This is a genomic window from Futiania mangrovi, assembly GCF_024158125.1.
Classification (GTDB): Bacteria; Pseudomonadota; Alphaproteobacteria; order Futianiales; family Futianiaceae; genus Futiania; species Futiania mangrovi.
In genome coordinates, this window is sequence record NZ_JAMZFT010000002.1 from 421,483 (window position 1) to 446,490 (window position 25,008).

Genomic DNA, 25,008 nt, shown 5'->3' on the forward strand with positions numbered 1-25,008 from the left:
CGGAACGCGCCTCGCCGGAACGTTTTGCGGGGGCGCGGCATTGTCCCGATGCCGCCGTATTCAGGGTCTAGGGATCAGCGCCATGAGTATTCGACACAGCCTTGCCGCCACACTCGCCGCCGCCGCTGCCATGCTTGCCCTGCTGCTGGCGGGGCCGCCGGCCCATTCTGCCGATCTCGATGCGGGAGACGTGCGTGCGCTCGACCGCATCAGCGGCTGGCTCAATGCCAATCCCCGCCTTCAGGCTGCCTTCGTGCAGATCAATCCGGACGGCACGATCGTCGACGGGACCGTCTACATGTGGCGGCCGGGCCGGATGCGGTTCGAATACCGGCCGCCGACGCCGATTCGCGTGATTGCCGATGGAACCTGGGTCGTGCTCGAGGACATGGAGCTTGACACCCAGGACCGCTACCCGCTTTCGGCAACGCCGCTTTCGCTCCTCCTCGACGACGAGGTCGACCTCAAGGAAAGCGCGCTGATCGAGGACGTGACCCGCGCCGACGGCACGATCCGCGTCACGGCCCGCGACCGCGACAACCCGGACCAGGGCCGGATCGTCATCGTCTTCAACGAGGAGCCGCTCGCGCTCCGGCAATGGATCATCACCGACACGCAGGGTCAGCGAACCACGGTCGCGCTGAAGGACGTGCGCACGGGAATGAGCCTCGATCCCAGGCTCTTCGTGGCCAACGATCCGCTGCCCCAGGGGCCGCGCTGACGCGGGTTCCGGGGCGCTGCCTGTCCCCGCTTGTGAGGCCCGTGCCGGCGTGCTAGCGATCTGTCCAGGCGCTCAACAGGGAGCAGGATCGGGTCGCGTGCATGATTCTCCGCGCACGGGTGCCCGGCTGACCGGAACATGAAAGACGCGGCCCGCAGTCCGCAGGATACCCGCGACCGCCTTGCCGCATGGCTTGCCGAACGGCAGGTCAGCGAGGTCGAGTGCATCGTCGCCGACATGAACGGCCTCGCGCGCGGCAAGATCCTGCCGACGAAGAAGTTTCTCGATACCTTCGACGAGCGTTCGTTGCGTCTTCCGGAATCGATCTTCCTGCAGACGGTGACCGGCGACATGATCGATTCCGAGGTGCTGTCGGAGACCGAGCCGGATGTGATTCTCCTGCCGGACCCCGACACCGTCCGCCTCGTGCCCTGGTATGACGAGCCGACCGCGCAGATCATCTGCGATGCCGTCTACAAGGACGGCAGCCCCGTGACGGTGGCGCCGCGCCAGGTGCTGAAGCGCATCCTCGCCCTCTACGACCAGCGGGGCTGGAAGCCCGTCGTCGCGCCGGAGGTCGAGTTCTACCTCTGCCAGAAGAACGTCGATCCCGACTACCCGCTGGTTCCGCCGATCGGAAAGTCCGGGCGGCAGGAGAACGCCCGCCAGCCCTATGGCATCGACGCGGTCAACGAGTTCGATCCGCTGTTCGAGGACGTCTACGACTATTGCGAGGAGCAGGCGATCGACATCGACACGCTGATCCACGAGGCGGGGGCGGCGCAGTGCGAGATCAACTTCAACCACGGCGACCCGCTGAGCCTCGCGGACCAGACATTCCTGTTCAAGCGGACCGTGCGCCAGGCGGCCCTGCGGCACGACGTGTACGCGACCTTCATGGCCAAGCCCTACCAGGGTGAACCCGGTAGTGCCATGCACATCCACCAGTCGATCCTCGATGTGGAGACGGGGCGAAACCTCTTCGCCACGCCAACGGGCAAGGACACCGCGCTCTTCAAGAACTACATCGCGGGCCTTCAGAAGTTCCTGCCCGGTGCGATGCCGCTGATCGCCCCGAACGTGAACTCCTACCGCCGCCTGATTCGCGACCTCTCGGCGCCCGTCAACACTCATTGGGGGCGGGAGAACCGAACCGTCGGCCTGCGCGTGCCCGATTCCCGGCCCGCGAACCGGCGCGTCGAGAACCGGGTGCCCGGTGCCGACGCCAATCCCTATCTCGCCATCGCGGCGACGCTTGCCTGCGGCTACCTCGGCATGCGCAAGCGGCTGAAGCCGACGCCCGAGATGACGAAGAGTGCCTATCTCTCCCAGCGGTACGCGCTTCCCCGCCACATCCTCGACGCGCTACAGAAGCTGAAGTCCGCGACCGAACTGCGGGAAATTCTCGGGCCCGACTTCGTCCAGGTCTACCTGGAGGTCAAGCTGGAGGAGCACCACGCCTACCAGCAGGTGATTTCGGCCTGGGAGCGGGAGCACCTGCTGCTCAACGTCTGACCGCCCGGGTATACGCGGCCAGTCAGCTGTCCAGATCACGGGGAGGCGGCGTGCGAATCCCTGCGCGCCCGGATGGGCAAGTGTTGCGGCAGCGCGCCGGTTCCTCTCTTATGCCTCATGCCCACCGCCTGCACGAGGCTGCACATGTCCCTCTCCCGCCGCCTTCGCCGCCTCGCCTTCGGGCTTGCCACGCTCGCCGGGCGGCCGCGCGGGTTCTTCATTCCCTACCGGTATGCCTCCGGCGTGGACGTTCCGGGCCACGACGCCTATCCGGAGATCGGAGGTCTGCTCGACGCCGCGCGGCCCCGATTCGCCGACTGCTTGAACGCGCTCGAAGCTCACGCGGACGCCTTCGCCCGCATCGGTTCCGCACCCCCGCCCGCACCGCGCTGGACGCAGGACTGGTTCCCGACCCCCGATGCCGCGGTCCTCTATCACATGGTAGCGACGCTCGCCCCCCTGCGCCTTGTCGAGGTGGGGTCGGGCCATTCCACCCGCTTTGCCATGGCGGCGGTGGCCGACGGGGCGCTTGCCACCCGGATAACCGCGATCGACCCGGCCCCGCGCGCCGACATCGCCGCCCTGCCGCTGACCCTGCTGCGCACGACGGTGCAGCAGGTGGACGACGCGCCGTTCGCCGCACTTCGGCCCGGCGACATTCTCAGCATCGATTCGAGCCATATCCTGATGCCCGGCACGGACGTGGACCGGCTGTTCGCGCGGGTTCTTCCGGCCCTACCGGCCGGTGTGACCGTTCACATCCACGACATTTTCCTGCCCGACGGTTATCCTGCGGGCTGGGCCTGGCGCGGATACAATGAGCAGAACGCGGTTGCCGCCCTGCTCGCCGGCGGCGGATGGGAGATTCTCTGGGCGAGCCATTACGCCGTGACCCGCATGAGGGACGAGGTGTCCGCAAGCGTGATCGGCCGCCTGCCCACGGTACCGGGGGCGCAGCCTGCCGGTCTCTGGCTGCGGAAGATGTGACGCGGCAAGCGGGCGCCAGAGCCCGCACCGCCATGAGCGAGGGCAGGGGATGCGGAAGTTCAGGGACTTCCTGATCGGGGCGCCGCCCGAGGGTGAGCTGCCCGCGCGCGTGCGCGCCGATGTTGCCCGCCAGCAAAACGACAGCGAGATCCTGATCGGCTGGGTGCTTCTGCTCCTGGTCGCCATCCTCGGCGCGCTCTACGGCATCGCGCCCAAGGCCTTCGACGAGAAGGCGCCGTTCGAGCCTGTCCCGGTCGTGATCGCGTGCCTGGGCGCGCTCGCCGCGATTCGCCTCCTGCTCGCCTACCTGCATGCCTTGCCCCGCGTTCTGCTGGCGTTCAGCGTCATCGCGGAGGTCGGCCTGCTCATCGGCCTGATCTGGAGCTTCCACATCCAGTATGGCCAGCCGCCGGGGTTCTACCTGAAGGCGCCGACCATCCTTTACCTGTTCGGCATCCTCGCGTTGCGCGGCTTGCGGTTCGAGGCGGGCTATGTGCTGCTCGCCGGGCTGGTGGCCGCCGCGGGGTGGGCGTGGCTCGTCTGGTATGCCGTCTCGGGAATGTCGATCGGCGACCCGATCACGCGCGATTTCGTGGAGTACATGACGTCCTACCGTGTCCTGCTGGGCGCGGAGTTCGACAAGATCCTCGCGATCCTGATGGTGACCGGCGTTCTGGCGCTCGCCATCGTCCGGGCCAACCGCCTGCTGGTGCGTGCGGCGGCGCAGGGCCATGCGGCCCGCGACCTGTCGCGCTTCTTCGCGCCGGAGGTGGTAAGCCGCATCACCGGGGCGGAAGACCGTATCGCCGCGGGCGAGGGCGAGATGCGCGAAGCGGCGATCCTGCTCGTCGACATCCGGGGGTTCTCGGCGCTTGCCGCCGAGTGGCCGCCTGCGCGCACCATGAGCGTGCTCGCCGAATACGAGGCCCGCATGGTGCCGCTGATCCGCGGCCACGATGGCACCGTGGACAAGTTCATGGGTGACGGCATCCTCGCGACATTCGGTGCGGCGCGGGTCAGCGAAACGGCGGCCGCCGACGCCGTCGCCGCTGCGCTGGCCGTCGCGGACGCCGCAGCCTTCTGGGCGCAGGAGCGGCGCGAGGCCGGCGAGCAGGTGCTCGAGATCGGTGTGGGCGTGGCCTCGGGCCCCGTCGTTTTCGGGGCTGTCGGGCATGACGAGCGGTTGGAGTACACGGTGATCGGTGCGGCGGTGAACCTCGCCGCCAAGCTCGAAAAGCACAACAAGGTGCTCGGGTCGCGCGTGCTCACCGATGCGGAGACGGTCGCGTTGGCCCGTGCGCAGGGATGGGCGGGACAGCCTCTCCGGAGCGTGACGGGCACGCGTGTCGACGGCCTCGACCGGCCAGCCGACCTGGCGGTCCTGGCCTGAACTTGGCGGGTCTGCCTGGCCCTACCGGATGCGTTGCACGGCCTCACGCATAGGGATCGGCCGCGTCGCGCAGGCCGTCGCCGAGGAAATTGAAGGCCAGCACAACGATGATGACCGGGATCATCGGCGCCATCAGCCAGGGATAGACCGTGACGACGGTCAGGTTCTGCGCCTCGTTCAGCAGCACTCCCCACGAAACGGCGGGCCGCTTGAGACCCAGGTTCAGGAAGGAGAGCGCCGTTTCGCCCAGGATCATGGTCGGGATGGAAAGCGTGGCCGACGCAATCAGGTGGCTCGTGAAGCCCGGCAGCAGGTGGCGCGCGATGACGCGGCGGGGCCTGGCGCCCATCAGCACGGCGGCGGTTGCGTAGTCCTCCTCGCGCAGGGACAGCAGCTTGGAGCGGACAGCGCGCGCCAGCCCCGGCCAGTCGAGCAGGCCCAGGATCACGGTAATACCTATGTAGATCAGCACCGGGCTCCACGTCACCGGCAGCGCTGCCGACAGCGCCATCCACATCGGCAGTTCCGGCAGTGAGCGCAGGATCTCGATCACCCGCTGAATGGCGGCATCGACCAGCCCGCCGAAATACCCGGCCATACCGCCCAGCACGATGCCGAGCGTCAGGCTGATCGCGACGCCGATCAGGCCGACGGTCAGCGAGATCCGCGCCCCGTAGACGATCCCCGAGAACAGGTCCCGGCCCAGCCGGTCGGTGCCGAAAAGGAAAAGCGTGCCTCCCTCCGGCGCGCAGACGAGCCGGAAACGTGCCTCGACCAGCCCCCAGAACAGGTAGGGCTCACCGGCGCAGAAGAAGCGCAAGGGCTGCGGCGCGGTCCGGTCGATCCGGTACTCCCAGCGGAAGTTCGCCAGGTCCGGCTCGGCGATCATGGGATAGGTGAAGGGCCCGACGAACCGGCCCTCGTGAAACAGATGCACGCCCTGAGGCGGGGCATAGAGGTGTGCGTTGTCGCGCGCGTTGGCCGTGTAGGGCGCGATCACCTCTGCGAACGGTACGGTGAGGTAGATCAGCAGCAGCAGCACGCCGGACCACAGCGCGACCTTGTGCCGCTTGAACCGCCACCACATCAGCTTCCATTGCGAGGCGCGGAAATACCGCTCCTGCTCCGGCGTCAGGACGTCGTCCTGCCCGGGTTGGAAGGGCGCCTGGTCGACGTAGTGCTCGAGCTTGTCCCCGTTCATCGCTTGCGCCCTCCCTCGAGCCGGATGCGCGGATCGAGCATCGCGAGCAGCAGGTCGGAGATCAGCATGCCGACGAGCGTCAGGACCGCCACGAACAGCAGGATGAAGCCGGCGAGATACTGGTCCTGCGACTGCAGTGCGCCGAGCAGGATCGGCCCTACCGTGGGCAGGTTCAGCACGACCGACACGATGACCGAACCGGAGACAAGTTGCGGCAGCAGATTGCCGATGTCCGCGATGAAGGGATTGAGTGCCATGCGCAGCGGATACTTCACGAGCAGCGTACGCTCGCCGAGGCCCTTTGCGCGCGCCGTGGTGACATAGGGCTTGCGCAACTCGTCGAGCAAATTGGCCCTCAGCCTGCGGATCATCGCGGCCGTGCCCGCTGTCCCGATCACGATGGTGGGCACGATCAGGTGCGCGAGCACCGAGCCGAGCTTGGCGAGGCTCCATGGCTCGCCGATGTATTCCGGTGCCATCAGGCCGCCGACGGAGAGACCGAACCACACGTTCGCGTAATAGAGCAGGATCAGCCCCAGCAGGAAGTTCGGCGTCGCGAGGCCGAGGTAGCCGACGAGCGTGATCCCGTAGTCGCCCCAGGAATATTGCCGTGTCGCCGAATAGATCCCGATCGGGAAGGACACCACATAGACGAACAGCACGGTCGCGAGGTTGAGCACGATCGTCAGCAGGACGGTCTGCCCCACGACCTCGGTCACCGGCCGGTCATACTCGAACGACCAGCCGAAATTCCCCTGCAGGATACCGCTGAAGCCGTTTGGCCCCGGCAGGGCGCCGATCCAGATCAGGTACCGCTCGAGAAAAGGGCGGTCGAGCGCGAACTCGTTGCGCAGGAACTCTAGCTTGGCGACCGATGCGCTCTCGCCCTGGGCCTGAAGTTCCGCAATCTGGTTCGTCAGATAGTCGCCTGGCGGCAGTTCGATCACCAGGAACATCAGAAGGGAAACCACGATCAGCGTCGGGATCATGGTCAGCAGGCGGCGGATGACATAAGTCCCCATCAGCCACCCCTCCGGTGCTGCGCGGCCGTCCGGGATCTGCCCATAGGTCTCGTCATTGCGTGACCGGCGCCTCCCCTCGGCCCGGCGCGTCCGTGCGCCAGAAGGTGTCCATGCGGAACAGGCCGAAGTGCGCGCCCGGATCCCAGCCGTAGAATGCCGTCTCGGGCACGTTGCGCAGGACGTTCGACACGGCGACCGGCTGCGGGATCCCTTGCACCGTGCCGATGGTCAGCGTCTCCTCGGCATGGATCGCCAGCATGGCATCCCAGGCCTCCGCCTGTTCCTGCCGCGTCGTGGCCGTCCGCCAGCTGTCGTACAGCTCCAGAAGGCGCCGTGCCCATGCCGTGTCCGGTTCCTCGCCGCTCTTGCCGCGCGTTTCGTGGTACTGGCCCCACTCCGGCCAGGCAAGCATGGCCTGGCTGACCGGGGCGAGTTCGTCCGGCGCCATCTCCGGCGTCGGGATGCCGTTGTCGAAGCCGTCCCAGACGGACATGACGAGCTGTCCGGCAAACGCCCGGTTGCGCATGACGTCGCGTTGCGAGGCCTTCACGAACAGGCCGACGCCGATCTCCCGCCACGTCTCCTCGATCAGGGCCAGCATGTCGACCTGCTCCTGGCTTTCGCCCGCGGTCTCGACGATGATCTGCAACGGCCGCCCGTCGGGCAGCAGGCGGATGCCGTCGCCGCGGCGTTCGGTCAGGCCGATCTCGTCCAGCAGGCGGCCGGCCTCCGCCGGGTCGTACCGGCACCAGTCCGACCGGTAGGACTCCTGCGACAGCGGGCTGCGCGGCAGCGCCGTGTTGTTCGCGGGCGTGCCGAGGCCGAAGTACATCACCCGGTTCAGCATCTCCCGGTCGATGCCCAGTGACAGCGCATGGCGGAACCTGCGGTCGCGCAGGAGCGCGCGCCAGACCGGATCGGTCACGGTCATGTTGGGATAGAGCGCCATGGCAGAGCCCTTGGAGATCGGCCACAGGTAGGTCCGGTAGTTCCCGCCGCGCTCCCCGCGCTTGAGCGTCGTGATGTTGGAGAAACCGATTCCGCGCGCTTGCAGGTCGCTTTCGCCCGCAGCGGTCTTCGCCGCGATCAGGCGCCCGTCCGCAACCATCAGGATCAGCCGGTCGATGTAGGGCAATTGCTGGCCCTGCGCGTCGATGCGGTGGAAAAACGGATTTCGGACAAGGACATAGCGCTGGGCAGGCGATTCTGTCGTGTTCACCCACGGCTGCAGGGTCGGCATCGCGATATTGGAGAAGTCGTACATCTCGTCGGCGCGATTGTGCAGCGCGGCCCAGTTCCGCACCCGCGCCTCCGCGATCATCCGTTCAAGTTCCGCCGGATCGCCGTAGCGCGCGTGGAACCGCTTCAGATAGTGCGCGGGGCGATAGATGAAGGGCGGCCGCGCCTTCGCCAGCTCCGGCAGGAACGCCGGGTTCGGCGCTTCCCAGGTGAAGCGCACGGCGGTTTCCGACAGGACCTCGAAACGGGGCAGCTTTCCCTCGACGAGAAAGAAGGCCGGCGGGCCCGAGGGCATCAGCTCGGCATTGTTCGCGACGTCTTCCCAGTAATACCGGAAGTCGTCGGCGGTGAAGGGTTGGCCGTCCGACCAGCGGTGTCCCTTGCGCAGGACCAGGGTGACGGCCCTGCCGTCCGGGCTGACCTCGACATCCTTCAGGATGTCCGGTTCGAGGTCGAGGTCTTCGGTCCAGCCGACCAGTCGGGCATAGCCCCAGACGACGGCAAGGCGCACGTCCTTCGTCCGCCCGATCAGCGTCGTCAGGTCACCCCCGTGGCGGCCGGGCACGCGGCCCATCGCAGCCATGTCCGTCACCATCGGTTCGGCCGGCACCCGTTCTGCGACCCGTGGCAGGATCGTCTGCGGGTGCGAGCGGCTGAGCGTCGGTGTCTCGACCAGTTCCGGCACGCCGTTCGCGCCGGTCCGGGTATCCGTCTGCGCGCCCGCCGGTGCGGCCATCGGGGCCAGCGCCAGCAGAAGGGCCACGGCCATACCGGTCAGACCGCGCCTCATGCTGCCGTCTCCTGCATCATGGCTGACTGGAGCACCTTGTGGCCGGGTGCCACCTCGACCAGAACCGCCGGCGGTCCGCCCGGTGCGAGGCGGTAGGGCTCGGGCCAGGCGGCCGGGTCGGAAGATTTGCCCGCCATCAGCTCCCCCAGATCGAGCGGCCGGTCGAGGTCGGGCTCCGGCACGGCGGCAAACAGCGCCTGCGTGTAGGGATGGCGGTGATCCTGGACGAGCGTTGCGGCGGGGGCGATCTCCACGATCCGGCCTGCGCACATCACCGCGATGCGGTCGGCCATGTAGTCGACGACCGCGAGGTTGTGGCTGACGAACAGATAGGTCAGGCCCAGCTGGTCCTTCAGATCCTTCAGCAGGTTCAGGACCTGCGCCTGCACCGAGACGTCGAGCGCGGAAACCGGCTCGTCGCACAGGATCAGTTCGGGCTTGAGCGCGAGCGCGCGGGCGATACCGATCCGCTGGCGCTGCCCGCCGGAAAAGGAATGCGGATACCGCCGCAGGTGCTCCGGCCGAAGGCCCACGATCCGCATCAGTTCCGCGGCCCGCGCGATCCGCTCCGCCGGGGTCAGCAGCCCGTGGATCGCATAGGGCTCGGTCAGGATCTCCTGCACCGTCATGCGCGGGTTGAGGGAGGAGAACGGGTCCTGGAAGATCAGCTGGACCCTCTTGCGGAACTCCGCGAGCCCCGGGCCGTCGAGCGCATGCACGTCCTCGTGGCGGCCGTCCAGCGCGATGGTGATCCGCCCGGCGTCGGGCGTGATCGCGCGCATCACCATCTTCGACAGCGTGGTCTTGCCGCACCCGGATTCGCCGACAAGGCCCAGGCACTCCCCACGGCGCACCTCCAGCGAAATCTCGTCCACGGCGGTAAAGGGCTTCTGCTGCCCGCCCGCGAACAGGCCCCGGCCGCGGCGTTTCGTGAAATGCTTCGTCACGCCGTCGATGCGCACCAGCACAGGATCGTGCGCGCTGTCGGGCGAAGGCTGCTCTCCCCCGGCCAGGAAACCTTCCGGGTGGGGGGCGATCGGTCGTATCGGCACCAGCCGCTCGCCCGGCTCCATGTCGAAGCGCGGCACCGCTGCGTGCAGCGCGCGGGTGTAGGGGTGGCCTGCATTGCGGAAGACGTCGTCGGCGGTGCCGTGCTCGACGACCCGCCCCCGATAGACCACGACGACCTCGTCCGCCATGTTCGCCACCACGCCGAGGTCGTGGGTGATGAGCAGGATCGCCATGCCCAGCCGCTCCTGCAGCGTGCGCAGCAGTTGCAGGATCTGCGCCTGGATCGTCACGTCGAGCGCCGTGGTCGGCTCGTCCGCGATCACCAGGGCCGGATTGCAGGCGAGCGCCATGGCGATGACCGCGCGCTGCCGCAAGCCGCCGGAGAGTTCGAAGGTGTAGCTGTCCGGCGCGTGCTCGGCATCGGGGAAGCCGACCAGCGTCAGCAGGTCGACGACGCGCGCCCTCACGTCCTCGCTGCTGTCCGCGACGTGCAGGCGGATCGCCTCGCCGATCTGGTCGCCGATGGTGTGCAGCGGCGAGAGCGCCGTCATCGGCTCCTGGAAGATGATGGAGATGCGCCCGCCGCGTATGGCGCGCATCTCCGCTCCGCGCGGGTGCAGCGTATCGAGCCGCACGGCGGTTCCCGTGGCCGGGTCATGGAAGGTGATTCGGCCGCCCGAGATCCGGCCGGGCTTCGGGATCAGGCCCAGGACGGCCTGGCTGATGACCGTCTTGCCCGATCCGGACTCGCCGACGAGAGCCACGGTCCTGCCCGCGGGGATACGGAACGACACGCCGTCGACGGCGCGGACCTCGCCGCCTGGCGTATCGAAGCTGACCTGCAGATCCTCGATCTCGAGGACATTCATGGCTGGAGGCTCCCCCCGCGGGTTCGGTCCCGCTTTGACGATCATGGTGACCGATCCGCGCCGGATTCCAAAGCCTGAAGATTGGCTCGCGTGCGCTCCGACATCTCTATCCCCGTCCGGCGCGCCATCTGGCAGGCGGCAGAGGCGATGGCCGCGAAGCCCTCGTGCTCGCTGTCGAGCGTGATCCGTGTGCGGGCGTCGCCGATCCGGAGCACGAACAGGCCGCGGGTGCGGTCGAACATTCCAGGGTAGTAGTCGAGCCGCACGGTTTGCAGCATGTCGAGGTCGAGCACCCGCCGGCCGGTTCTGTCCTCGAGCGTCAGCATGTCTCCCTCGAGGCGGATGCGCCGGCCGGAGCGCAGCAGCGCGCGCACGAGCAGAACGGCGAACAAGGCGGCGACCAGCAAGAGAATCGCGGCGACGATCGGCGCCGGCTGCGTCCCGGCGATCAGCGCGGCCATGGCTGCGAGACCCAGTGCCCCGATGGCCAGGTCGCGCCAGACCGAGAACTGCAGGACGCGGCCTTCGGTCATGCTGCCAGCCTTGCGAACAGGGCATCCGGGGCGGGCCAGGATACGCCCGCGGCAGCCGCCGTATCGGCCAGCACCGCCTCCAGCGTCGCCCAGGCGGTCTCGTCGTGCTGCAGGTGATGTGTCAGCAGACCGACCGGTCCCGGCAGGCGGCCCGTGACGCGGGCGTCGATCGCATCGGCCAGCGCGGCCGCCACGTCGGGGTAGGGCCGGCCCTCCCGGCGGCGCCAATCCATCAGGTCGACCTCCGGATTGAGCTGATACAGCCCTGTGCCGGCCGCCTCGGCCCGCGTGCCGAAGGTCGACAGGGCTGCGAAGCCCGCCCACCGCAGACCCTGCACAACGGGTGCGTCGATCCGGTTCCAGGGCGGGACGAGGAGCGGGAGCGCCCTGCCTGGAAACCGTCGGGCCAGAACGTGCCGTGCGTTCTTCAGCGCGGCGAGGAGCGGTTGCGCCGCGCTGTCGTCGGCGGCCACGAGTTCCTGCTTCTTCTGCCCTGCCGCCGCCCGGTTCGCGTGCGCAATGCCGTGTACCGCGACCGCCACGCCCTGCGCCTCGGCAAGGGCCTCCGCGAGAGAATCGTCCACGCGGTCCGGTATGACCGCCAGCACGACCGGCAGGCCGTACCTCCGGGCGAGGGCGAGCAGGCGGTCGAGCGCGCCGCTACCCCGTGCCGCATCGTCGTCCCGCCACCAGAGCGCCACGCCGCCCGACCGGGCTGCATCCTGCAGGGCTCTGGCAAGCCGGGGGTCGGTCATGTCGGGCCTGCCCTCAGCTGTCCCGCGCCGAGCCGATGCGGTCGCGCACCCATCGCGCCGTCACCTCCGCGCCGTCGAGGCGGGCGTCGACCTTCGGCGGCGGTGGCCCGGCCAGCGCGCCGTCGATGGCGCGCGCAAGGTCAGCCGCCTCGATCCCCTTCTCGTGCACGACGGTCACGAGGCCCGCCTGCTCGAAGATCTCGGCCCGCGCCGCCTGCTCGCTTTCCTTGCCGCCGGCGAAGGGCACGATGACCGCACGCACGCCCGTCGCCAGCAGGTCCATCATCGTGTTGTAGCCTGCCTGGCTCACCGACAGCGCGGCATTCGCGAGCAGACCGCGATAGTCGGCCCGCGCGGTCTCGACGATGGTTCCCGGTTGGCGTGCGGCGCGCGCTGCAAAGCCGGCCTGCCAGGCGGGCTCTGCGTTCGTTCCGGTCAGGAAGCGCCAGACGCGGTTGCTGCCCGCGCCGAGTGCGTGGGCGCCGAGTGCGGCCTCGAACAGCGCCTGGCCCATGGCGCCCCCGCCAGCGGCCACGACGATCTCGTCCGCGCCGTCCTGCGTCTCGGGCATGCCCTCGCGTGCGACATAGCCCGTGTAGGTGAGCAGATCGCGCACCTCGGCCGCGGCCGGGTAGCTTGCCTCGAGCGGACTGATGCTCTCGACGCCATGCACCAGCACGGCGTCGAAGAAGGTGCGCGCTGTCTCGATGCTCTGCTCGATCCGCAACGGCTTGGGCGAGGGAATGAGGATGTCGCGGACCGAGGAAACCAGCAGCGGCCGGGGCCGCATCGCGTGGATCCGCTCCACGAAGGGTTCCAGTTCGAACCGCATCTTGTGCCGGCCGAAAGGGAAAAGCTCGGTGATGACAATGTCGGGCCGCGTTTCTTCCAGCGTGTCGAGCAGCGCAGCGGTGCGCCTCTGCTTCCACGCGTCGTCGATGTCGCGGCCTTCCTCGTCGGCAAGCCCCTTGAAGTCCGCGCCCGTGGCGCGCGCCGGGGGAAGCTGGACGAAGCGGGCGCAGCGTACGCCGTGGCCGACGACCGGCAGGCCGCCGGCGACGAAGGTCACCGACAGGCCGATGTCGGTCATCGCTTCGGCCAGCGCCGCGGCGCGGACGTAATGCCCGGTGCCGAGCAGGTGCTGCACATAGATGAGTACGCGTCCGGTCATGCAGGCTGCCTCGGTTCCAGCGGGATATTGGCCTCGACGAGGGAGATCGCGCCATCTGCTTCCAGGCGGAAGAGATGCACCGTCCCGCGTTCCAGGCGGACAGGGGCTTTTTGCGTCATGTCCCAGCCGCTCGCAAGGGCCAGCGCCGCGCGGAGGACTCCCTTGTGGGTGACGACGAAGGCTGTCGCGCGGGCTGCGCCCAGCTCAGCCAGAAGTCCGGAGAGACGTCCCATCACGGCGCGCGGGCGTTCTCCGCCGGGCGGCGAGAGGTCGAGGCCGCGTGCCTCCGCAGCCTTCATCCCTTCGGGATCGGCAGCACGCAGGTCGGCAAGGCGCTTGCCCTCCCACGCGCCCCAGTCGGTCTCGATCAGGCGGGGATCGGTCTCGATATGGCCGGGCCAGAGCAGGCTTGCCGTCTCGACGGCGCGGGCCAGCGGGCTCGCAAGGCATCTCTCGGCGGCTGCGATGCGTGCCGGCAGTTGCAGAGACCGCAGCGCGGCGGTCGACGCGGGCGTCAGCGGTACGTTCTGCCGTCCCTGGATCAGGTTGCGGTCGTTCCATGCGGTCGGGTAGTGTCGCATCAGCGCGATCCAGGCGTCCCTGCCGCTCATGCAGCTCTCCCTTCGGCGCGTGCCGCGGCGAGGCAGGCCGCGATGCATGTGTCGAGACGTTCCGCCGCGCGCGCGATGCTGCGGGTCTCCAGGATCTCCGCCCGTCCGGCTTCTGCAAGCTTCCGGCGCAGACCGGGGTTTCGGATCAACCCGGCGAGGCCTGCGGCGTAGCCGGCGTCCGTGTCCTCTGTCAGCCTGCCGGTATGGCCGTCGGCGATGACCGCCGAAGGACCGGGTCCGGCCAGTGCGACCGGCACGGCGCCCGCCGCCTGCGCTTCCAGGTAGACCATGCCATAGGCCTCGCCCACACCCGGCCAGGCCAGCAGGTCCGCTTCCAGGTAGTACCGCGGTAGCGCTTCCGGTTCCACGGCGCGCGCGAACCGCACGCGGGCCCCGAGGTCGTCGAACAGCGCCTCGACCTGCGCGCGGGCCGGTCCGTCGCCGGCGATGGTGAGGTGCCAGTCCTCCGCACCGAGCAGCCGCAGCGCCCCGGCCAGCCGCCGGTAGCTTGCGAGCTTCGCGCCCTCCCGCATCATGCCCACGGCCAGAAGCCGGGCGGGTTCTCCCTCCGGCCGTGCGGGGCGGTCCCCCAGGAAAGGCGCGGGGTCGACGAAGGCCGGAAAGACGTGCAGCCGGTCCTCCGGCACGACGCGGCCGAGGCACGCGCTGTCGAGCGGGGTCATCGCCAGCACCGCCGCCGCCTGCCGCAGGGCGGCAATGACGGCGGTTTCGGAGGGGGTCCAATGGTCGCGGAGGCGCTTGGGCGCGTGGCTCGCCTCCGCGACGATGTAGGGGATGTCCAGCGCCCGGGCGATGGCGGGGCCGGCCAGGTCCGGCGCGCGGTAGTACAGGTGGTAGGTCAGCCATACCGCGGGCCGCGGCGTGCGCCCGGCCCTGATGTCGGCCAGCACGCGCGCCGCCTCCGCCGCACCTGCTGCGGCCATGGCGGCCTGATCGCGCGGGTTGCCGTGCCGCAGCCAGGTGCGCAGATGGCTCGGCACCGTCGCGGTATGGCCGGCGCGTGCGAGGGCGGCGAGCAGCAGCCGCGCCATGGTCCGGTCGCCCGAGGGAACCGGATGGTCCGGGGACTTCATCGGGGCATGGAAGGCGACGTGCATCAGTGTCCCGCCGCGGCCCGCGCGGGCAGCGTTTCCGCGAACCGCCTCGCCAGCCGGTCGATCCCCCCCTGCATCGAGAAGTCCGTGCGCACCCGCGCCTCGCCTGCCGCGCCGAGGCGCCGGGCAAACGCCGGGTCGCCCAGCAGGCGGGCAAGCGCCGCCGAAAGCGCCTCCGGGTCGTCCGGCGGGACCAGAAGCCCCGTCTCTCCGTCGCGGACCAGTTCCGGTATGGCCGCAACCGCCGTTGCGACGACGGGCACCGCCTGGCTTTGGGCCTCCATCAGAACATTGGGCAGGCCGTCGCGGTCGCCGTCCGGCGCGATCCGGCTCGCAAGCACGAAGACGGTGGCCTCCCGCAGGCTCGCCAGCACTTGCGCCTGCGGCTGCGCTCCGCGCCAGGTGCAGCGCTCCGCGATGCCGAGGCGCTGGACCTGCGCCTTCAGCGGCTTCAGCAGTGGCCCCCCGCCGATGTGGACGAAGCGCCAGTCGAGCCCTTCGGGCAGGCGCGCCAGCGCATCCAGTACCGTGTCGAGGCCCTTCTTGGCGACGGCGCGGCCGACGCAGACGATTGTTGGCGGCGCTGCCGGCTGCCGGTCCGGGTGCACGCCGAACCGGGTGAGGTCCAGGCCGTGATAGACGAGGTCGACCGCATCCGGCCCGGGTGCGAGTGCGCGTAGCCGCTCCGCCCCGTAGGCCGTGCAGGTCGTGCCCCAGGAGGCATCCGCAAGCTTCTCCGCGATCTCCCAGTCGGGCGTCGTCCAGATGTCCTTTGCATGGGCCGAGTAGGACCAGGTCATACCGCGCATCATGGCCGCATAGCGCGCGACGGAGGCGGGCGTATGCAGGAAATGGACGTGCAGGTGCCGCACGTCGCCGGGAAGCTCCGCTGCGAGCACGCAGGCCTGCCCGAAGCGCCGGATGCGGTTGCGGGTGCGGTCGCGTGCAAGATCGCGGCGCCATACGCTGAGCGCCTTGCGCCATCCGGGCAGATAGCCCGCGGCGGCGACGCCCCTCAGCACGCGCAACGGCTCCTCGTGCAGGTATTCGGGCAGGTAAAGGACCGGGGCCTGGATCGCCTCGTGCACAGGGTGGATGGCGGGATCGGTCGGATGGCGCAGCGACACGATCCGCTGGTCCAGGCCGAGACGCTGCAACGCAAGGATTTCCTGCGCGATGAAGGTCTCCGACAGGCGCGGGTAGCCCTTGAGCACAACGGCGACGGCACCGCAGCCGTCGAGCCGGGGCGCGGGCATCGGCGCGGCGTTCCCGCTCGCGGCCCCGTCCGGTGCGGCTTCAGGTTTGACCGCGGCCCTACTCGCCATGGCCGGCGACCGAGCGCAGGCGTGCAGGTTTCGGACGCCGGCAGTCGAGCCAGGGTTCGATCAGGCGGTTCACGCTCTCGAAACCATCGAGCAATCCGGGCACGACGGTTTCCGACGGCCGCGGCTGATGCGGCAGCCGGGCCAGGGCCTCCGCCATTCGCGCCGGGTCGCGCTTCGGTCCGCCCGGTGTCTCCATCCGGCCCTCCAGCGGATCGACAAGCATGTCGACGAGACCCAGTTGCCGGGCCCGGTCGGCGCGGATGAACTGTTCGAGCCGTGGCGTCGTGCGCGGCACGATGAGCGCACGCTTGTCGAGGGTGAGGATCTCGCAGAACGTGTTGTAGCCGCCCATGGCCACGATCCCCACCGCATCGGCCAGCAGGTGTTCGATCCGGCTGTCGAAGGTGATCGCCTCGACATTGTCCAGCGCCTCGGCGCGGGCGAAGAACTCCTCCTGCCGGTCGGCCGCCATGAAGGGGCCCAGCACCAGCAGCGCGGGATGCGGAATCGCCGCGCCCGATTCATAGGCAGACAGGACCCAGTCGATCAGCCCCTCGCCGTCGCCGCCGCCGCCCGTGGTGACGAGCAGAAAGGGCTCGTTGGTGATCGCCGGGCGCGCCGTGGTCGAGATGTGCTCGGGCAGGGGGCGCGGAAGGTAGCCCGTGTAGACGATCCGCTGGCGCATTGCCGGCGAAAGGTTCAGGCCCTTCAGCGGCTCGTGGATCTGTGGCAGGCCATAGACCCAGATCTCGTCGTAGAAGGCTTCGAGCGCGGGAAGCGACTTCTTGCGCTCCCATTCCGGTGCGAGTACCGCAGGCTCGTCCAGCACATCGCGCACGCCGAGAACGATATGGGTGCCCCGCGCCTTCAGAAGCTTGAGCGTCGGCTCGACCTCGCCGCGCAGGCCGAGCGGTTCCTTGTCGACGATGAAGACGTCTGGGTCGAACACGTCCGCCGTGTGCTCGATGATCGACTGGCGCAGTGCCACCGTCTCGTCGATGTCGAGATGCAGCGACAGCGAGGTGTATTCGCCGTTCCTGAGCTTGATGACGCCGGGGATCCGCACGAAGTCGACGCGCGCGCGGAAATCGAAGCTGCCGATGATGGGGGAACCGGACAGGATCAGGACGGAGAGATTCTTGTGCCGCGAGACGAGGTCGTGCGCAATCGCACGGCACCGGCGCAGATGACCGAGGCCGAACGTGTCATGGCTGTAGATCAGTACACGCGACCCGGTTTCGGCCGAGGGCATATCTCTCCCCCAAGGATTGCCTTGGCTCTCTTTGATCGTACTATGGCACGCTTGGCATTGCGGATTCCATAGGTTCGCTCTGGTCCGCGTGTGCGAAGCATGGTTTTCTCGGCCGAGCGACCGGGGCGAGGGCAGCGCACGGCAATGGACGCCAACCTTTTCAGATATATCTGGCGCCATTCGCGGCTCGACCAGCTCGCCGTCCTCGTCCTCGTCCTCGTTTCGCTGCCCTTTTATTTCATTTCCCTCGACCTCCCCCGAAACATCGTCAACGAAGCGATCCAGGGCCAGGGTTTCGGTCCGAACGATCCGACGCAACCCTTCCTGTCGCTGTCATTGCCGCTGCCCGAGGCGCTGGGCGGGACGATCCAGCTGTTCGAGGGCGTTCCGCTGGAGCGCATGCCCTACCTCTTTGCGCTGAGCGGCATGTTCCTGCTGATGGTCTGCGTCAACGGCTGGTTCAAGTACCGCATCAACACGCACAAGGGCCGGATGGGCGAGCGGATGCTGCGCCGACTGCGCTTCGACCTGTTCGACCGTATCCTGCGCTTTCCGACCCCGCATTTCCGGAAGGTGAAGCAGGCCGAGCTCGCCACCATGATCAAGGACGAGGTGGAGCCGCTCGGCGGCTTCATCGGCGAGGCGTTCGCCCAGCCCATCTTCCAGGGCGGCATGGCGCTGACCGGAATGACCTTCATCCTTCTTCAGAGCTTCTGGCTGGGCCTGGTCGCGGCTGCCATCGTCGGCATCCAGGCCTTCATCATTCCGCGTCTGCGGGCCCCTATCCGCATGCTGGGCCGCCAGCGGCAGCTTGAGACGCGCCACCTCGCAGGCCGCATCGCGGAGATCGTCGACGGTGTCGTCGAGGTGCACACGAACGATACGTCCGCCTGGGAGCGGGCGGAGATCACGCACCGGCTGGGGCGCATCTTCTGGATCCGCTACGAGATCTACCAGCGCAAGTTCTTCGTGAAGTTCCTCAACAACTTCCTGGCGCAGGTCACGCCCTTCCTGTTCTACGCGATCGGCGGCTATTTCGCGATCCGCGGTCAGCTCGACGTCGGCCAGCTCGTCGCGGTTCTCGTCGCCTACAAGGACTTGCCGCCGCCGATCAAGGAGCTGATCGACTGGGACCAGCAGCGCCTCGACAGCCAGGTCAAGTACGAGCAGGTGGTCGAGCAGTTCGACGCCGCCATCGCCGACGCAGAGCTTCAGGATCCGTCGCGCCAGCGCGACACGCCGCTCGAAGGTCATGTCACCCTGACCCGCGTGACCGCGGCGGACGATTCGATGGACAAGGTGCTCGACGGCATCTCCGTCGATCTGCCGCTCGATGCGGCCGTGGCCGTCGTGGGGACGGGCTCCGGTCCCCGCGCGTTCGCACAGGCCGTCGTCCGGCTTCAGCCGCTGCTGTCCGGCCACATCGAGATCGCGGGCGAGCCGCTTGCCCGCCTGCCCGAAGCCGTGCTCGGCCGCCGCGTCGCGTATGTCGCGCAGGACGCCTTCCTGTTTCCGGGGACGCTCCGCGACAATCTGCTCTACGCGCTGCGTCACCGGTTCCTCGGCGCCGAGCCTCCGAGTCACGAATGGAAGGCGGAGAAGGCCGAGGCGCGCCGGGCCGGCAATGCGCCCCTGCCGGTCGAGGGCGACTGGATCGACCTTGCCGAGGCCGGCGTCGACAGCATGGATGCGCTGACCGACCGGATCGTCGAGGTTCTGCAGACCGTCCAGATCGAGGCGGAGGTGTACCAGCTCGGGCTTCGCGGGCGACTGGAGGGCCGGCTGCAGGAGGATGCCGCCGAGGCGATCCTGCGCGTGCGGGCCGAGGTGCGGGCCGCCATCGATGCGGACGAGCGGCTGCGCGGGCTGGTCGAGCCATTCGATCCGGCGCGCTACACGCGCAACGCCACGATTGCGGAGAACCTTCTGTTCGGCGTGACACGCGACGCCGCCTTTGCACGCGGCGAGGACATCGACGTGCCGGAAGCGGCGGCGCTGCCCGGCAACCGCTATCTCCTGTCCGCCCTGCGCGCGCAAGGCCTGGAGGACGATCTGGTCCGCGTGGGCGAGCGGATCGCCGAAACCATGGTCGAGATCTTTGCCGGCCTGCCGCCGGGCGATCCCTTCTTCGAGCAGTTCAGCTTCATCGCCGCCGAGGATCTCCCGGTATTCGAGCAGATCCTGGTGCGCGTGCGCCGCGACGGCATGGCGAGCCTGCCCGAGGAATCGCGCCTGCGCCTGCTGTTCCTGTCTTTCGATTATATCGAGCCGCGCCACCGCCTCGGCCTGCTCGACGACGACCTGCGCGGCCGCATCGTCAGGGCGCGCCACGCAGTGCACGCCGAGTTGCCCGAGGACCTGCGCGGCGCGATCGAGGTCTACGACCCCGACCGCTATACCCAGGCTGCGAGCCTGATGGACAACATCCTGTTCGGGCGCGTCACGCACGGGCAGAGCGAGGCGCGGCCGCGCATCGATGCACTCGTTTCCGAGATACTGGAGCGGGAAGGTGTCCGCCGGATCATCGTGGAGGCGGGGCTGGAGACGGAGGCAGGCTACGGCGGCCGCCGCCTGCCCGCCCACCAGCGCCAGCGGCTCGCGCTGGCCCGCGCCCTGCTCCGCCAGCCCGATCTTCTGATCGTGGACGATGCGCTGGCGGTGGTCGACGCGCGTGTCGAGCGGGAGATCCTGCGGAATGTTCTCGAGTCCCGAAAGGGCAGGGGTACCATCGTCGTGCTCGGGCGTGTCGATCGCGTGCGGCTGTTCGACCTCGCGCTCGTGTTCGATGGATGCGACCTGGCCGCCTGCGGGCCGGTGGACGCGCTTGCCGCGGAAGGGCCTCTTGCAACGCTGCTTGGGGGCCGCGGGAGCCAGGAGGAGAGTGACCCAGTGAGTGAGGAGGCAGCCGATGAGTCTCAATGAAGAGGTTGAAATCCTCAAGAAGATCCCGCTCTTCCAGAATTTCGAGCCCGCCAAGCTCAAGCTGCTGGCATTTGCCAGCGAGCGCATACATTTCGAGGCGGGTCAGACCGTTTGCCGGCAGGGCGATCCGGGGGATGCTGCCTATGTCATCATCTCGGGCGAGGCAGACATCCTCGTCGACGGGCCCGACGGGCCGATCCAGGTGGCCACCGTCCGCGATCACGGCTTCATCGGCGAGATAGCGATCCTGATCGACGTGCCCCGGACTGCGACAATCCGCGCGCATACGGAGCTTGTGGCACTGCAGATCAAGAAGGATCTTTTCTTTAGGATGGTGCGCGAATATCCGGGTGTCGCGGTCGAGGTCATGCGCGAACTTGCCCAGCGGCTCGAGCGCACGACCTCCGAGCTTACCCGCGTGCGTGGAGAGTTGAACCGGCTGACGGCAAACTGATCGTGCCGTCTGCTCTTGTACCGTTGAGGAGTATTAACGTATGCGTCGTCTTGCACACAATCTGATTGCGACGGCTGCAATCTTCGGGGCGCTTGCCGCGGTTCCGGTAAGCATGGCGGTGCCCGCCATTGCCCACGACTACACCGCCGGAACGCTGATGATCGACCATCCCTGGGCCCGTCCGGCCATTCCGAACCGCCCCGGCGTGGTGTTCCTGACCGTCAAGAATACCGGCGAGACGGCAGACCGCCTGATCGCGGCCAGCACGCCGGTTGCCGGAACCGTCGAGATTCACACGCACATCAAGGACGGCGACGTGATGCGCATGGTGCGGATCGAGGGGATCGACGTTCCTGCGGGCGGCATGGCTATGCTGCAGCCGGGTGGCGATCACCTGATGCTGTTCGACATCCCGGCGCCCTATGCCGTGGGCGACAGTTTCCCGATGACGCTGACCTTCGAGAAGGCCGGCGACGTCGCGGTCGAGGTGCAGGTCGAGATGGGCCAGGATGGTGCCGGCCACTCGATGCACAACATGCCGGCCCACGGCGGCCATGGTCAGGGCCACGGTGCGGCGAAGATGCCGATGAAGACGAACTGAGGCTTCGGGCAGTCAGAGGGAGAGGGTCGTCAGCACCGGGACATGGTCTGACGGCCGCTCCCATCCCCGTACCTGGCGAAGGATCTCGAAGCCCCTGAGCGCCGGTCCGAGGGACTGCGTCGTCCAGATGTGGTCGAGGCGGCGGCCGCGGTCGCTCTCGGCCCAGTCGCGCGCCCGGTACGACCACCAGGTGTAAAGCTTCTCCGGGTCGGGCCGGTAGTGCCGCGCAACGTCGATCCAGTCGAGTGTCGTCCGCAGTGTTTCCAGCTTTCCGGTCTCCACGGGCGTATGGCTGACCACGTCGAGCAGCGCCTTGTGCGACCAGACGTCATGCTCGCCCGGGGCGACGTTGAGATCGCCCACAAGGATCATGTCGCCGTGGGCCTCCCCCGACGCCGGGTCGTACCAGCCCGTCATGCCGTCGAGGTATCCCAGCTTGTGCGCGAACTTGTCGTTTACCGCCGGATCCGGCACGTCGCCGCCAGCGGGGACGTAATAATTGTGCAGGGTAATGCCGTCGATCCGCGCCGCGACGTGGCGCGGCCCGTCGTGATCGTGGAACAGCCGGCGGCCCGCATCCTCGAGCGGGATCCGGGAGCAGATCGCGACGCCGTGGTGCCCCTTCGCACCGTGGATGACCTGGTGCCGGAGGCCGAGTGCCGCGAGCTCTGCGCGCGGAAACTTCTCGTCGGACACCTTGGTTTCCTGAAGGCACAGCACGTCGATCGGCCGTTCCTGGAGCAGGCGCGCGATCTGCGGCAGCCGAAGCCGGACGGAATTGATGTTCCACGTGGCGAGTGTCAGCGGCATGAGGCTTCTCCTGCCACGCGCCGGCGGCCTTCGCCAAGTCAAAAAAACGCCCGGAGACTTGATCCGGGCGTTGAGGGTGATCCGGCCCGCGAACGGCGTCAGGGGGACATCGGCCGCTGCTGGCTTCCGGGGCCTTCGCAGCCTGTCGGGCAGTTCCGTCCGGCAGGGGGAAGGGACGGATTCGCGAGACCTGGAAGCGGTCCGGTGCGCCGGTCGCCGGATATGCACGCCAGCCTGCGCCCATGTCCGGCGCGGACAAAGCCCGTATGACTACTCAGGGAGGGCTGGCCCTACCGCGGCAGTCCCTGGATTCGCCCGCCCGCGTAATCGTCGGCACCCGCCAGGATGGCCTTGCGGGCCAGCGCGATCAGCTCGTCCACCTCGGCATGGCTGATGACGAACGGCGGCGACAGGATCAGCGTATCGCCGACCGCGCGCATGATCAGCCCGTTGGCTGTCGCATGGTTGCGCACCGCCAGCCCCATGCGGCCCAGCGGATCGAAGAAGCGCCGCGGCTCCGTCTCCCGCACGAGTTCGATGGCGCCGAGCAGGCCGACACCCCGGATCTCGCCGACGTGCGGCAGGCCGGACAGCGTGCGCAACTGTTCCTGGAAATAAGGGCCGATGTCGTCGCGCACCCGTTCGACAAGGCCCTCCCGTTCGATCACCTCGAGATTGGCGAGCGCCACCGCCGCCGTCACCGGGTGCCCCGAATAGGTATAGCCGTGCGCGACCTCCGTGCCTGCGTTGCGCACCGCATCGGCGACCTTCGGGCCCATGACCGTGGCCGACATGGGCACGTAACCCGAGGTCAGCCCCTTGGCCATGGTCATGATGTCGGGCTGAATGTCGAACAATTGCGACCCGAACCAGTGCCCGGTGCGCCCGAAGCCGGAGACGACCTCGTCCGCGATCAGCAGGATGTCGTGCTCGGCGCAGAGGCGCTGAACCTCGGGCCAATAGGTGTCCGGCGGGATCAGCAGGCCGCCCGCGCCCTGGATCGGCTCGGCGATCATGGTCCCGATCTTGCCCGGACCCGCGGCCTCTATCGCCTTCTCGATCTGGCGGGCGGCCGTCAGTCCGAACTCATCCGGCGACATGCCGCCCTCGATTCCGGGGCCATACCAGTAGGGCGCCATCATCCGCAGCGTCGGTATTACCGGGTTGCCGAACTGCGCGTACATGGGCTCAAGACCGGAGACGCTGGCAGCGGCAAGCGTCACGCCGTGGTAGGCCCGCACCCGCGCGACGACCCATTGCCGGTTCGGCTCGCCCCGCGCTGTCCAGTAGAACCGGGCCATCTTCAGCGCGGTGTCGTTCGCCTCCGACCCCGATCCGGCGAACATGACATAGTCGAGCCCTTTGGGCGTCTTCTCGGCGATCCGGGCCGCAAGTTCCGTCGCGTAAGGATGGCTGCACTGGAAGAAGGTGTTGTAGTAGCTGAGGTCGCGCATGGTCCTGGCCGCGGCCTCGACCAGTTCCTCCCGGCCATACCCGACCTGTACGCACCACAGCCCGGCCATACCGTCGAGGTAGCGCCGCCCCTCGGAATCCCAAAGGTAGCACCCCTTGGCGCGGGTGAAGATCCGCGCGCCCTGTGCGGCCAGCGCGGCCTGATCGCTGAACGGATGCATGTGGTGGCGCGCGTCGAGTGCGCGCAGACGTGCGGTTTCCTGCGGTGTCAGAACGGTGTCGTTGGGTGGCATGACGGTCATCGGTGTCTCCTGGCCGGGGTGGGGGCGGGCACGCATGGCCCGCGGGCAAGGCGGCGGAGACAGGCGTCAGGGATTGTAGCCGATGCGGGCGCACAGGATCATCAGCACACGCTTGGCGCGCACACGCGGAAGGCGATCCCTGAAGAGCCCGTACGACATGCGCGAAAGCATAGCGCAGGCTTTCGCCGCCGCGCCAGACCCTGCCGCGCCGTGGCGGCTGCCAGGGCGATCAGGGACTGAGCCGGTAGCCGCCTTCTTCCGTGATGAGGAGGCGCGCGTTCGACGGGTCCGTCTCGATCTTCTGGCGCAGGCGGTAGACGTGGGTCTCCAGCGTGTGCGTCGTGACCGCGGCGTTGTAGCCCCACACCTCCGCCAGCAGCACCTCGCGGCTGACCGGCCGGCCCGCGCGGTAGAGATAGCGCAGGATGGAGGTCTCCTTGTCGGTCAGGCGGATCTTCTGCTTGCCGTCCTCGGTCACCAGCAGCTTCTGCGCCGGCTTGAAGGTGTAGGGCCCGATCGGGAAGACAGCGTCCTCGGAGGTTTCGTGCTGGCGCAACTGCGCCCGGATGCGGGCGAGGAGGACAGCGAAGCGAAACGGCTTGGTCACATAGTCGTTCGCCCCGGATTCGAGGCCGAGGATCGTGTCCGCATCGGAATCGGCGCCGGTCAGCATGACGATGGGCGCGCGGACGCCCGCCTTGCGCATCAGCTTGCAGACCTCGCGGCCATCCATGTCCGGAAGGCCTACGTCGAGCAGGATCAGGTCGACGTGGTTCGCCTTCACCCAGGCCAGCGCGTCGTGCCCGCTGCCGGCCTGGGCGGTGGAGAACTCGTCGTGCAGGTCGAGCTGCTCGGCCAGTTGTTCGCGCAAATTCGCTTCGTCGTCGACCAGAAGCAGCTTGCGTGCCGTCATGCCCCGTCGTCTCCCTCGCCCTGACAGCCGTGCGCGCGAGTCATGCGCGCCGTCCAAAGATGATCTATTATAACAGTTCAGATCGC

21 protein-coding genes are annotated in these 25,008 nt (G+C 68.4%); 7 read left to right on the forward strand and 14 right to left on the reverse strand.

Features of this window, described 5'->3' with window-relative positions; translation table 11 throughout:
* Nucleotides 1-82 precede the first annotated feature (82 nt).
* The 4 genes from NJQ99_RS08915 to NJQ99_RS08930 all read left to right on the forward strand — a co-directional run bounded on the left by NJQ99_RS08915 (nucleotide 83) and on the right by NJQ99_RS08930 (nucleotide 4,613).
* Nucleotides 83-721, forward strand: coding sequence for a LolA family protein (locus NJQ99_RS08915; RefSeq protein ID WP_269332479.1), 639 nt, complete (start codon nucleotides 83-85; stop codon nucleotides 719-721).
* A gap of 138 nt (nucleotides 722-859) precedes the next feature.
* A complete protein-coding gene (locus NJQ99_RS08920) occupies nucleotides 860-2,236 on the forward strand; it encodes a glutamine synthetase family protein (RefSeq protein ID WP_269332480.1) in 1,377 nt (458 codons plus the stop codon).
* Nucleotides 2,237-2,380: 144 nt separating this feature from the next.
* On the forward strand, nucleotides 2,381-3,223 hold the full coding sequence (locus NJQ99_RS08925) for a class I SAM-dependent methyltransferase (protein WP_269332481.1): 843 nt from the start codon (nucleotides 2,381-2,383) through the stop codon (nucleotides 3,221-3,223).
* Between the two features lie 49 nt (nucleotides 3,224-3,272).
* Entirely contained in the window at nucleotides 3,273-4,613 is a 1,341-nt protein-coding gene (locus NJQ99_RS08930) for an adenylate/guanylate cyclase domain-containing protein (RefSeq protein ID WP_269332482.1), read from the forward strand.
* Between the two features lie 43 nt (nucleotides 4,614-4,656).
* Here NJQ99_RS08930 and NJQ99_RS08935 read toward each other — a convergent pair whose 3' ends face one another.
* The 11 genes from NJQ99_RS08935 to NJQ99_RS08985 are packed head-to-tail and all read right to left on the reverse strand — an operon-like array spanning nucleotide 4,657 to nucleotide 17,507.
* Entirely contained in the window at nucleotides 4,657-5,814 is a 1,158-nt protein-coding gene (locus NJQ99_RS08935; protein ID WP_269332483.1) for an ABC transporter permease, read from the reverse strand.
* On the reverse strand, nucleotides 5,811-6,836 hold the full coding sequence (locus NJQ99_RS08940) for an ABC transporter permease (protein ID WP_269332484.1): 1,026 nt from the start codon (nucleotides 6,834-6,836) through the stop codon (nucleotides 5,811-5,813). Before NJQ99_RS08940 ends, NJQ99_RS08935 begins: the two co-directional genes overlap by 4 nt.
* 52 nt (nucleotides 6,837-6,888) lie before the next feature.
* Nucleotides 6,889-8,865, reverse strand: a complete 1,977-nt coding sequence (locus tag NJQ99_RS08945) for an ABC transporter substrate-binding protein (protein WP_269332485.1) — start codon at nucleotides 8,863-8,865, stop codon at nucleotides 6,889-6,891.
* Nucleotides 8,862-10,745: a dipeptide ABC transporter ATP-binding protein gene (locus NJQ99_RS08950; RefSeq protein WP_269332486.1), complete on the reverse strand. Its 1,884-nt coding sequence runs from the start codon at nucleotides 10,743-10,745 to the stop codon at nucleotides 8,862-8,864. Before NJQ99_RS08950 ends, NJQ99_RS08945 begins: the two co-directional genes overlap by 4 nt.
* A gap of 41 nt (nucleotides 10,746-10,786) precedes the next feature.
* A complete protein-coding gene (locus NJQ99_RS08955; protein WP_269332487.1) occupies nucleotides 10,787-11,278 on the reverse strand; it encodes a hypothetical protein in 492 nt (163 codons plus the stop codon).
* A complete protein-coding gene (locus NJQ99_RS08960; RefSeq protein ID WP_269332488.1) occupies nucleotides 11,275-12,033 on the reverse strand; it encodes a polysaccharide deacetylase family protein in 759 nt (252 codons plus the stop codon). The genes NJQ99_RS08955 and NJQ99_RS08960 overlap by 4 nt, the downstream gene beginning before the upstream one ends.
* A 13-nt stretch (nucleotides 12,034-12,046) precedes the next feature.
* Nucleotides 12,047-13,204, reverse strand: a complete 1,158-nt coding sequence (locus tag NJQ99_RS08965; protein ID WP_269332489.1) for a glycosyltransferase family protein — start codon at nucleotides 13,202-13,204, stop codon at nucleotides 12,047-12,049.
* Entirely contained in the window at nucleotides 13,201-13,815 is a 615-nt protein-coding gene (locus NJQ99_RS08970) for a histidine phosphatase family protein (protein WP_269332490.1), read from the reverse strand. The genes NJQ99_RS08965 and NJQ99_RS08970 overlap by 4 nt, the downstream gene beginning before the upstream one ends.
* Entirely contained in the window at nucleotides 13,812-14,933 is a 1,122-nt protein-coding gene (locus NJQ99_RS08975; RefSeq protein WP_269332491.1) for a glycosyltransferase family 4 protein, read from the reverse strand. Before NJQ99_RS08975 ends, NJQ99_RS08970 begins: the two co-directional genes overlap by 4 nt.
* Nucleotides 14,933-16,186 (reverse strand): glycosyltransferase, encoded by a 1,254-nt coding sequence (locus NJQ99_RS08980; RefSeq protein ID WP_269332492.1) that lies wholly within the window; start codon nucleotides 16,184-16,186, stop codon nucleotides 14,933-14,935. Before NJQ99_RS08980 ends, NJQ99_RS08975 begins: the two co-directional genes overlap by 1 nt.
* Before the next feature lie 58 nt (nucleotides 16,187-16,244).
* Nucleotides 16,245-17,507, reverse strand: coding sequence for a glycosyltransferase family protein (locus tag NJQ99_RS08985; RefSeq protein ID WP_269332493.1), 1,263 nt, complete (start codon nucleotides 17,505-17,507; stop codon nucleotides 16,245-16,247).
* A gap of 144 nt (nucleotides 17,508-17,651) precedes the next feature.
* On the opposite strand from NJQ99_RS08985, the gene NJQ99_RS08990 reads away from it, so the two are divergent.
* Genes NJQ99_RS08990 through NJQ99_RS09000 form a run of 3 tightly spaced genes read left to right on the forward strand, consistent with a single transcriptional unit; the run spans nucleotide 17,652 to nucleotide 21,484 of the window.
* On the forward strand, nucleotides 17,652-20,429 hold the full coding sequence (locus tag NJQ99_RS08990) for an ABC transporter transmembrane domain-containing protein (RefSeq protein ID WP_269332494.1): 2,778 nt from the start codon (nucleotides 17,652-17,654) through the stop codon (nucleotides 20,427-20,429).
* Nucleotides 20,416-20,883, forward strand: a complete 468-nt coding sequence (locus NJQ99_RS08995; protein WP_269332495.1) for a cyclic nucleotide-binding domain-containing protein — start codon at nucleotides 20,416-20,418, stop codon at nucleotides 20,881-20,883. Before NJQ99_RS08990 ends, NJQ99_RS08995 begins: the two co-directional genes overlap by 14 nt.
* Before the next feature lie 40 nt (nucleotides 20,884-20,923).
* Complete coding sequence (locus NJQ99_RS09000; RefSeq protein ID WP_269332496.1) at nucleotides 20,924-21,484, forward strand: copper chaperone PCu(A)C; 561 nt, start codon at nucleotides 20,924-20,926, stop codon at nucleotides 21,482-21,484.
* A gap of 12 nt (nucleotides 21,485-21,496) precedes the next feature.
* Here NJQ99_RS09000 and NJQ99_RS09005 read toward each other — a convergent pair whose 3' ends face one another.
* The 3 genes from NJQ99_RS09005 to NJQ99_RS09015 all read right to left on the reverse strand — a co-directional run bounded on the left by NJQ99_RS09005 (nucleotide 21,497) and on the right by NJQ99_RS09015 (nucleotide 24,922).
* Nucleotides 21,497-22,294 carry an exodeoxyribonuclease III gene (locus tag NJQ99_RS09005; RefSeq protein ID WP_269332497.1) on the reverse strand — a complete coding sequence of 266 codons (798 nt, stop codon included), beginning with the start codon at nucleotides 22,292-22,294 and terminating at the stop codon, nucleotides 21,497-21,499.
* Nucleotides 22,295-22,584: 290 nt separating this feature from the next.
* On the reverse strand, nucleotides 22,585-24,009 hold the full coding sequence (locus NJQ99_RS09010; RefSeq protein WP_269332498.1) for an aminotransferase: 1,425 nt from the start codon (nucleotides 24,007-24,009) through the stop codon (nucleotides 22,585-22,587).
* Between the two features lie 229 nt (nucleotides 24,010-24,238).
* Nucleotides 24,239-24,922: a response regulator transcription factor gene (locus tag NJQ99_RS09015; protein WP_269332499.1), complete on the reverse strand. Its 684-nt coding sequence runs from the start codon at nucleotides 24,920-24,922 to the stop codon at nucleotides 24,239-24,241.
* Nucleotides 24,923-25,008: the final 86 nt, after the last annotated feature.

What these genes read in the sequence shown, in the direction of transcription:
- NJQ99_RS08955 (WP_269332487.1), bottom strand. Translation starts at nt 11,278, where the DNA reads ATGACCGAAGGCCGCGTCCTGCAGTTCTCGGTCTGGCGCGACCTGGCC.
- NJQ99_RS08945 (WP_269332485.1), bottom strand. Translation starts at nt 8,865, where the DNA reads ATGAGGCGCGGTCTGACCGGTATGGCCGTGGCCCTTCTGCTGGCGCTG.
- NJQ99_RS08995 (WP_269332495.1), top strand. Translation starts at nt 20,416, where the DNA reads ATGAGTCTCAATGAAGAGGTTGAAATCCTCAAGAAGATCCCGCTCTTC.
- NJQ99_RS08950 (WP_269332486.1), bottom strand. Translation starts at nt 10,745, where the DNA reads ATGAATGTCCTCGAGATCGAGGATCTGCAGGTCAGCTTCGATACGCCA.
- NJQ99_RS09015 (WP_269332499.1), bottom strand. Translation starts at nt 24,922, where the DNA reads ATGACGGCACGCAAGCTGCTTCTGGTCGACGACGAAGCGAATTTGCGC.
- NJQ99_RS08960 (WP_269332488.1), bottom strand. Translation starts at nt 12,033, where the DNA reads ATGACCGACCCCCGGCTTGCCAGAGCCCTGCAGGATGCAGCCCGGTCG.
- NJQ99_RS08985 (WP_269332493.1), bottom strand. Translation starts at nt 17,507, where the DNA reads ATGCCCTCGGCCGAAACCGGGTCGCGTGTACTGATCTACAGCCATGAC.
- NJQ99_RS08975 (WP_269332491.1), bottom strand. Translation starts at nt 14,933, where the DNA reads ATGCACGTCGCCTTCCATGCCCCGATGAAGTCCCCGGACCATCCGGTT.
- NJQ99_RS09005 (WP_269332497.1), bottom strand. Translation starts at nt 22,294, where the DNA reads ATGCCGCTGACACTCGCCACGTGGAACATCAATTCCGTCCGGCTTCGG.
- NJQ99_RS08925 (WP_269332481.1), top strand. Translation starts at nt 2,381, where the DNA reads ATGTCCCTCTCCCGCCGCCTTCGCCGCCTCGCCTTCGGGCTTGCCACG.
- NJQ99_RS08990 (WP_269332494.1), top strand. Translation starts at nt 17,652, where the DNA reads ATGGACGCCAACCTTTTCAGATATATCTGGCGCCATTCGCGGCTCGAC.
- NJQ99_RS08935 (WP_269332483.1), bottom strand. Translation starts at nt 5,814, where the DNA reads ATGAACGGGGACAAGCTCGAGCACTACGTCGACCAGGCGCCCTTCCAA.
- NJQ99_RS09010 (WP_269332498.1), bottom strand. Translation starts at nt 24,009, where the DNA reads ATGACCGTCATGCCACCCAACGACACCGTTCTGACACCGCAGGAAACC.
- NJQ99_RS08920 (WP_269332480.1), top strand. Translation starts at nt 860, where the DNA reads ATGAAAGACGCGGCCCGCAGTCCGCAGGATACCCGCGACCGCCTTGCC.
- NJQ99_RS09000 (WP_269332496.1), top strand. Translation starts at nt 20,924, where the DNA reads ATGCGTCGTCTTGCACACAATCTGATTGCGACGGCTGCAATCTTCGGG.
- NJQ99_RS08965 (WP_269332489.1), bottom strand. Translation starts at nt 13,204, where the DNA reads ATGACCGGACGCGTACTCATCTATGTGCAGCACCTGCTCGGCACCGGG.
- NJQ99_RS08940 (WP_269332484.1), bottom strand. Translation starts at nt 6,836, where the DNA reads ATGGGGACTTATGTCATCCGCCGCCTGCTGACCATGATCCCGACGCTG.
- NJQ99_RS08970 (WP_269332490.1), bottom strand. Translation starts at nt 13,815, where the DNA reads ATGAGCGGCAGGGACGCCTGGATCGCGCTGATGCGACACTACCCGACC.
- NJQ99_RS08915 (WP_269332479.1), top strand. Translation starts at nt 83, where the DNA reads ATGAGTATTCGACACAGCCTTGCCGCCACACTCGCCGCCGCCGCTGCC.
- NJQ99_RS08930 (WP_269332482.1), top strand. Translation starts at nt 3,273, where the DNA reads ATGCGGAAGTTCAGGGACTTCCTGATCGGGGCGCCGCCCGAGGGTGAG.
- NJQ99_RS08980 (WP_269332492.1), bottom strand. Translation starts at nt 16,186, where the DNA reads ATGCCCGCGCCCCGGCTCGACGGCTGCGGTGCCGTCGCCGTTGTGCTC.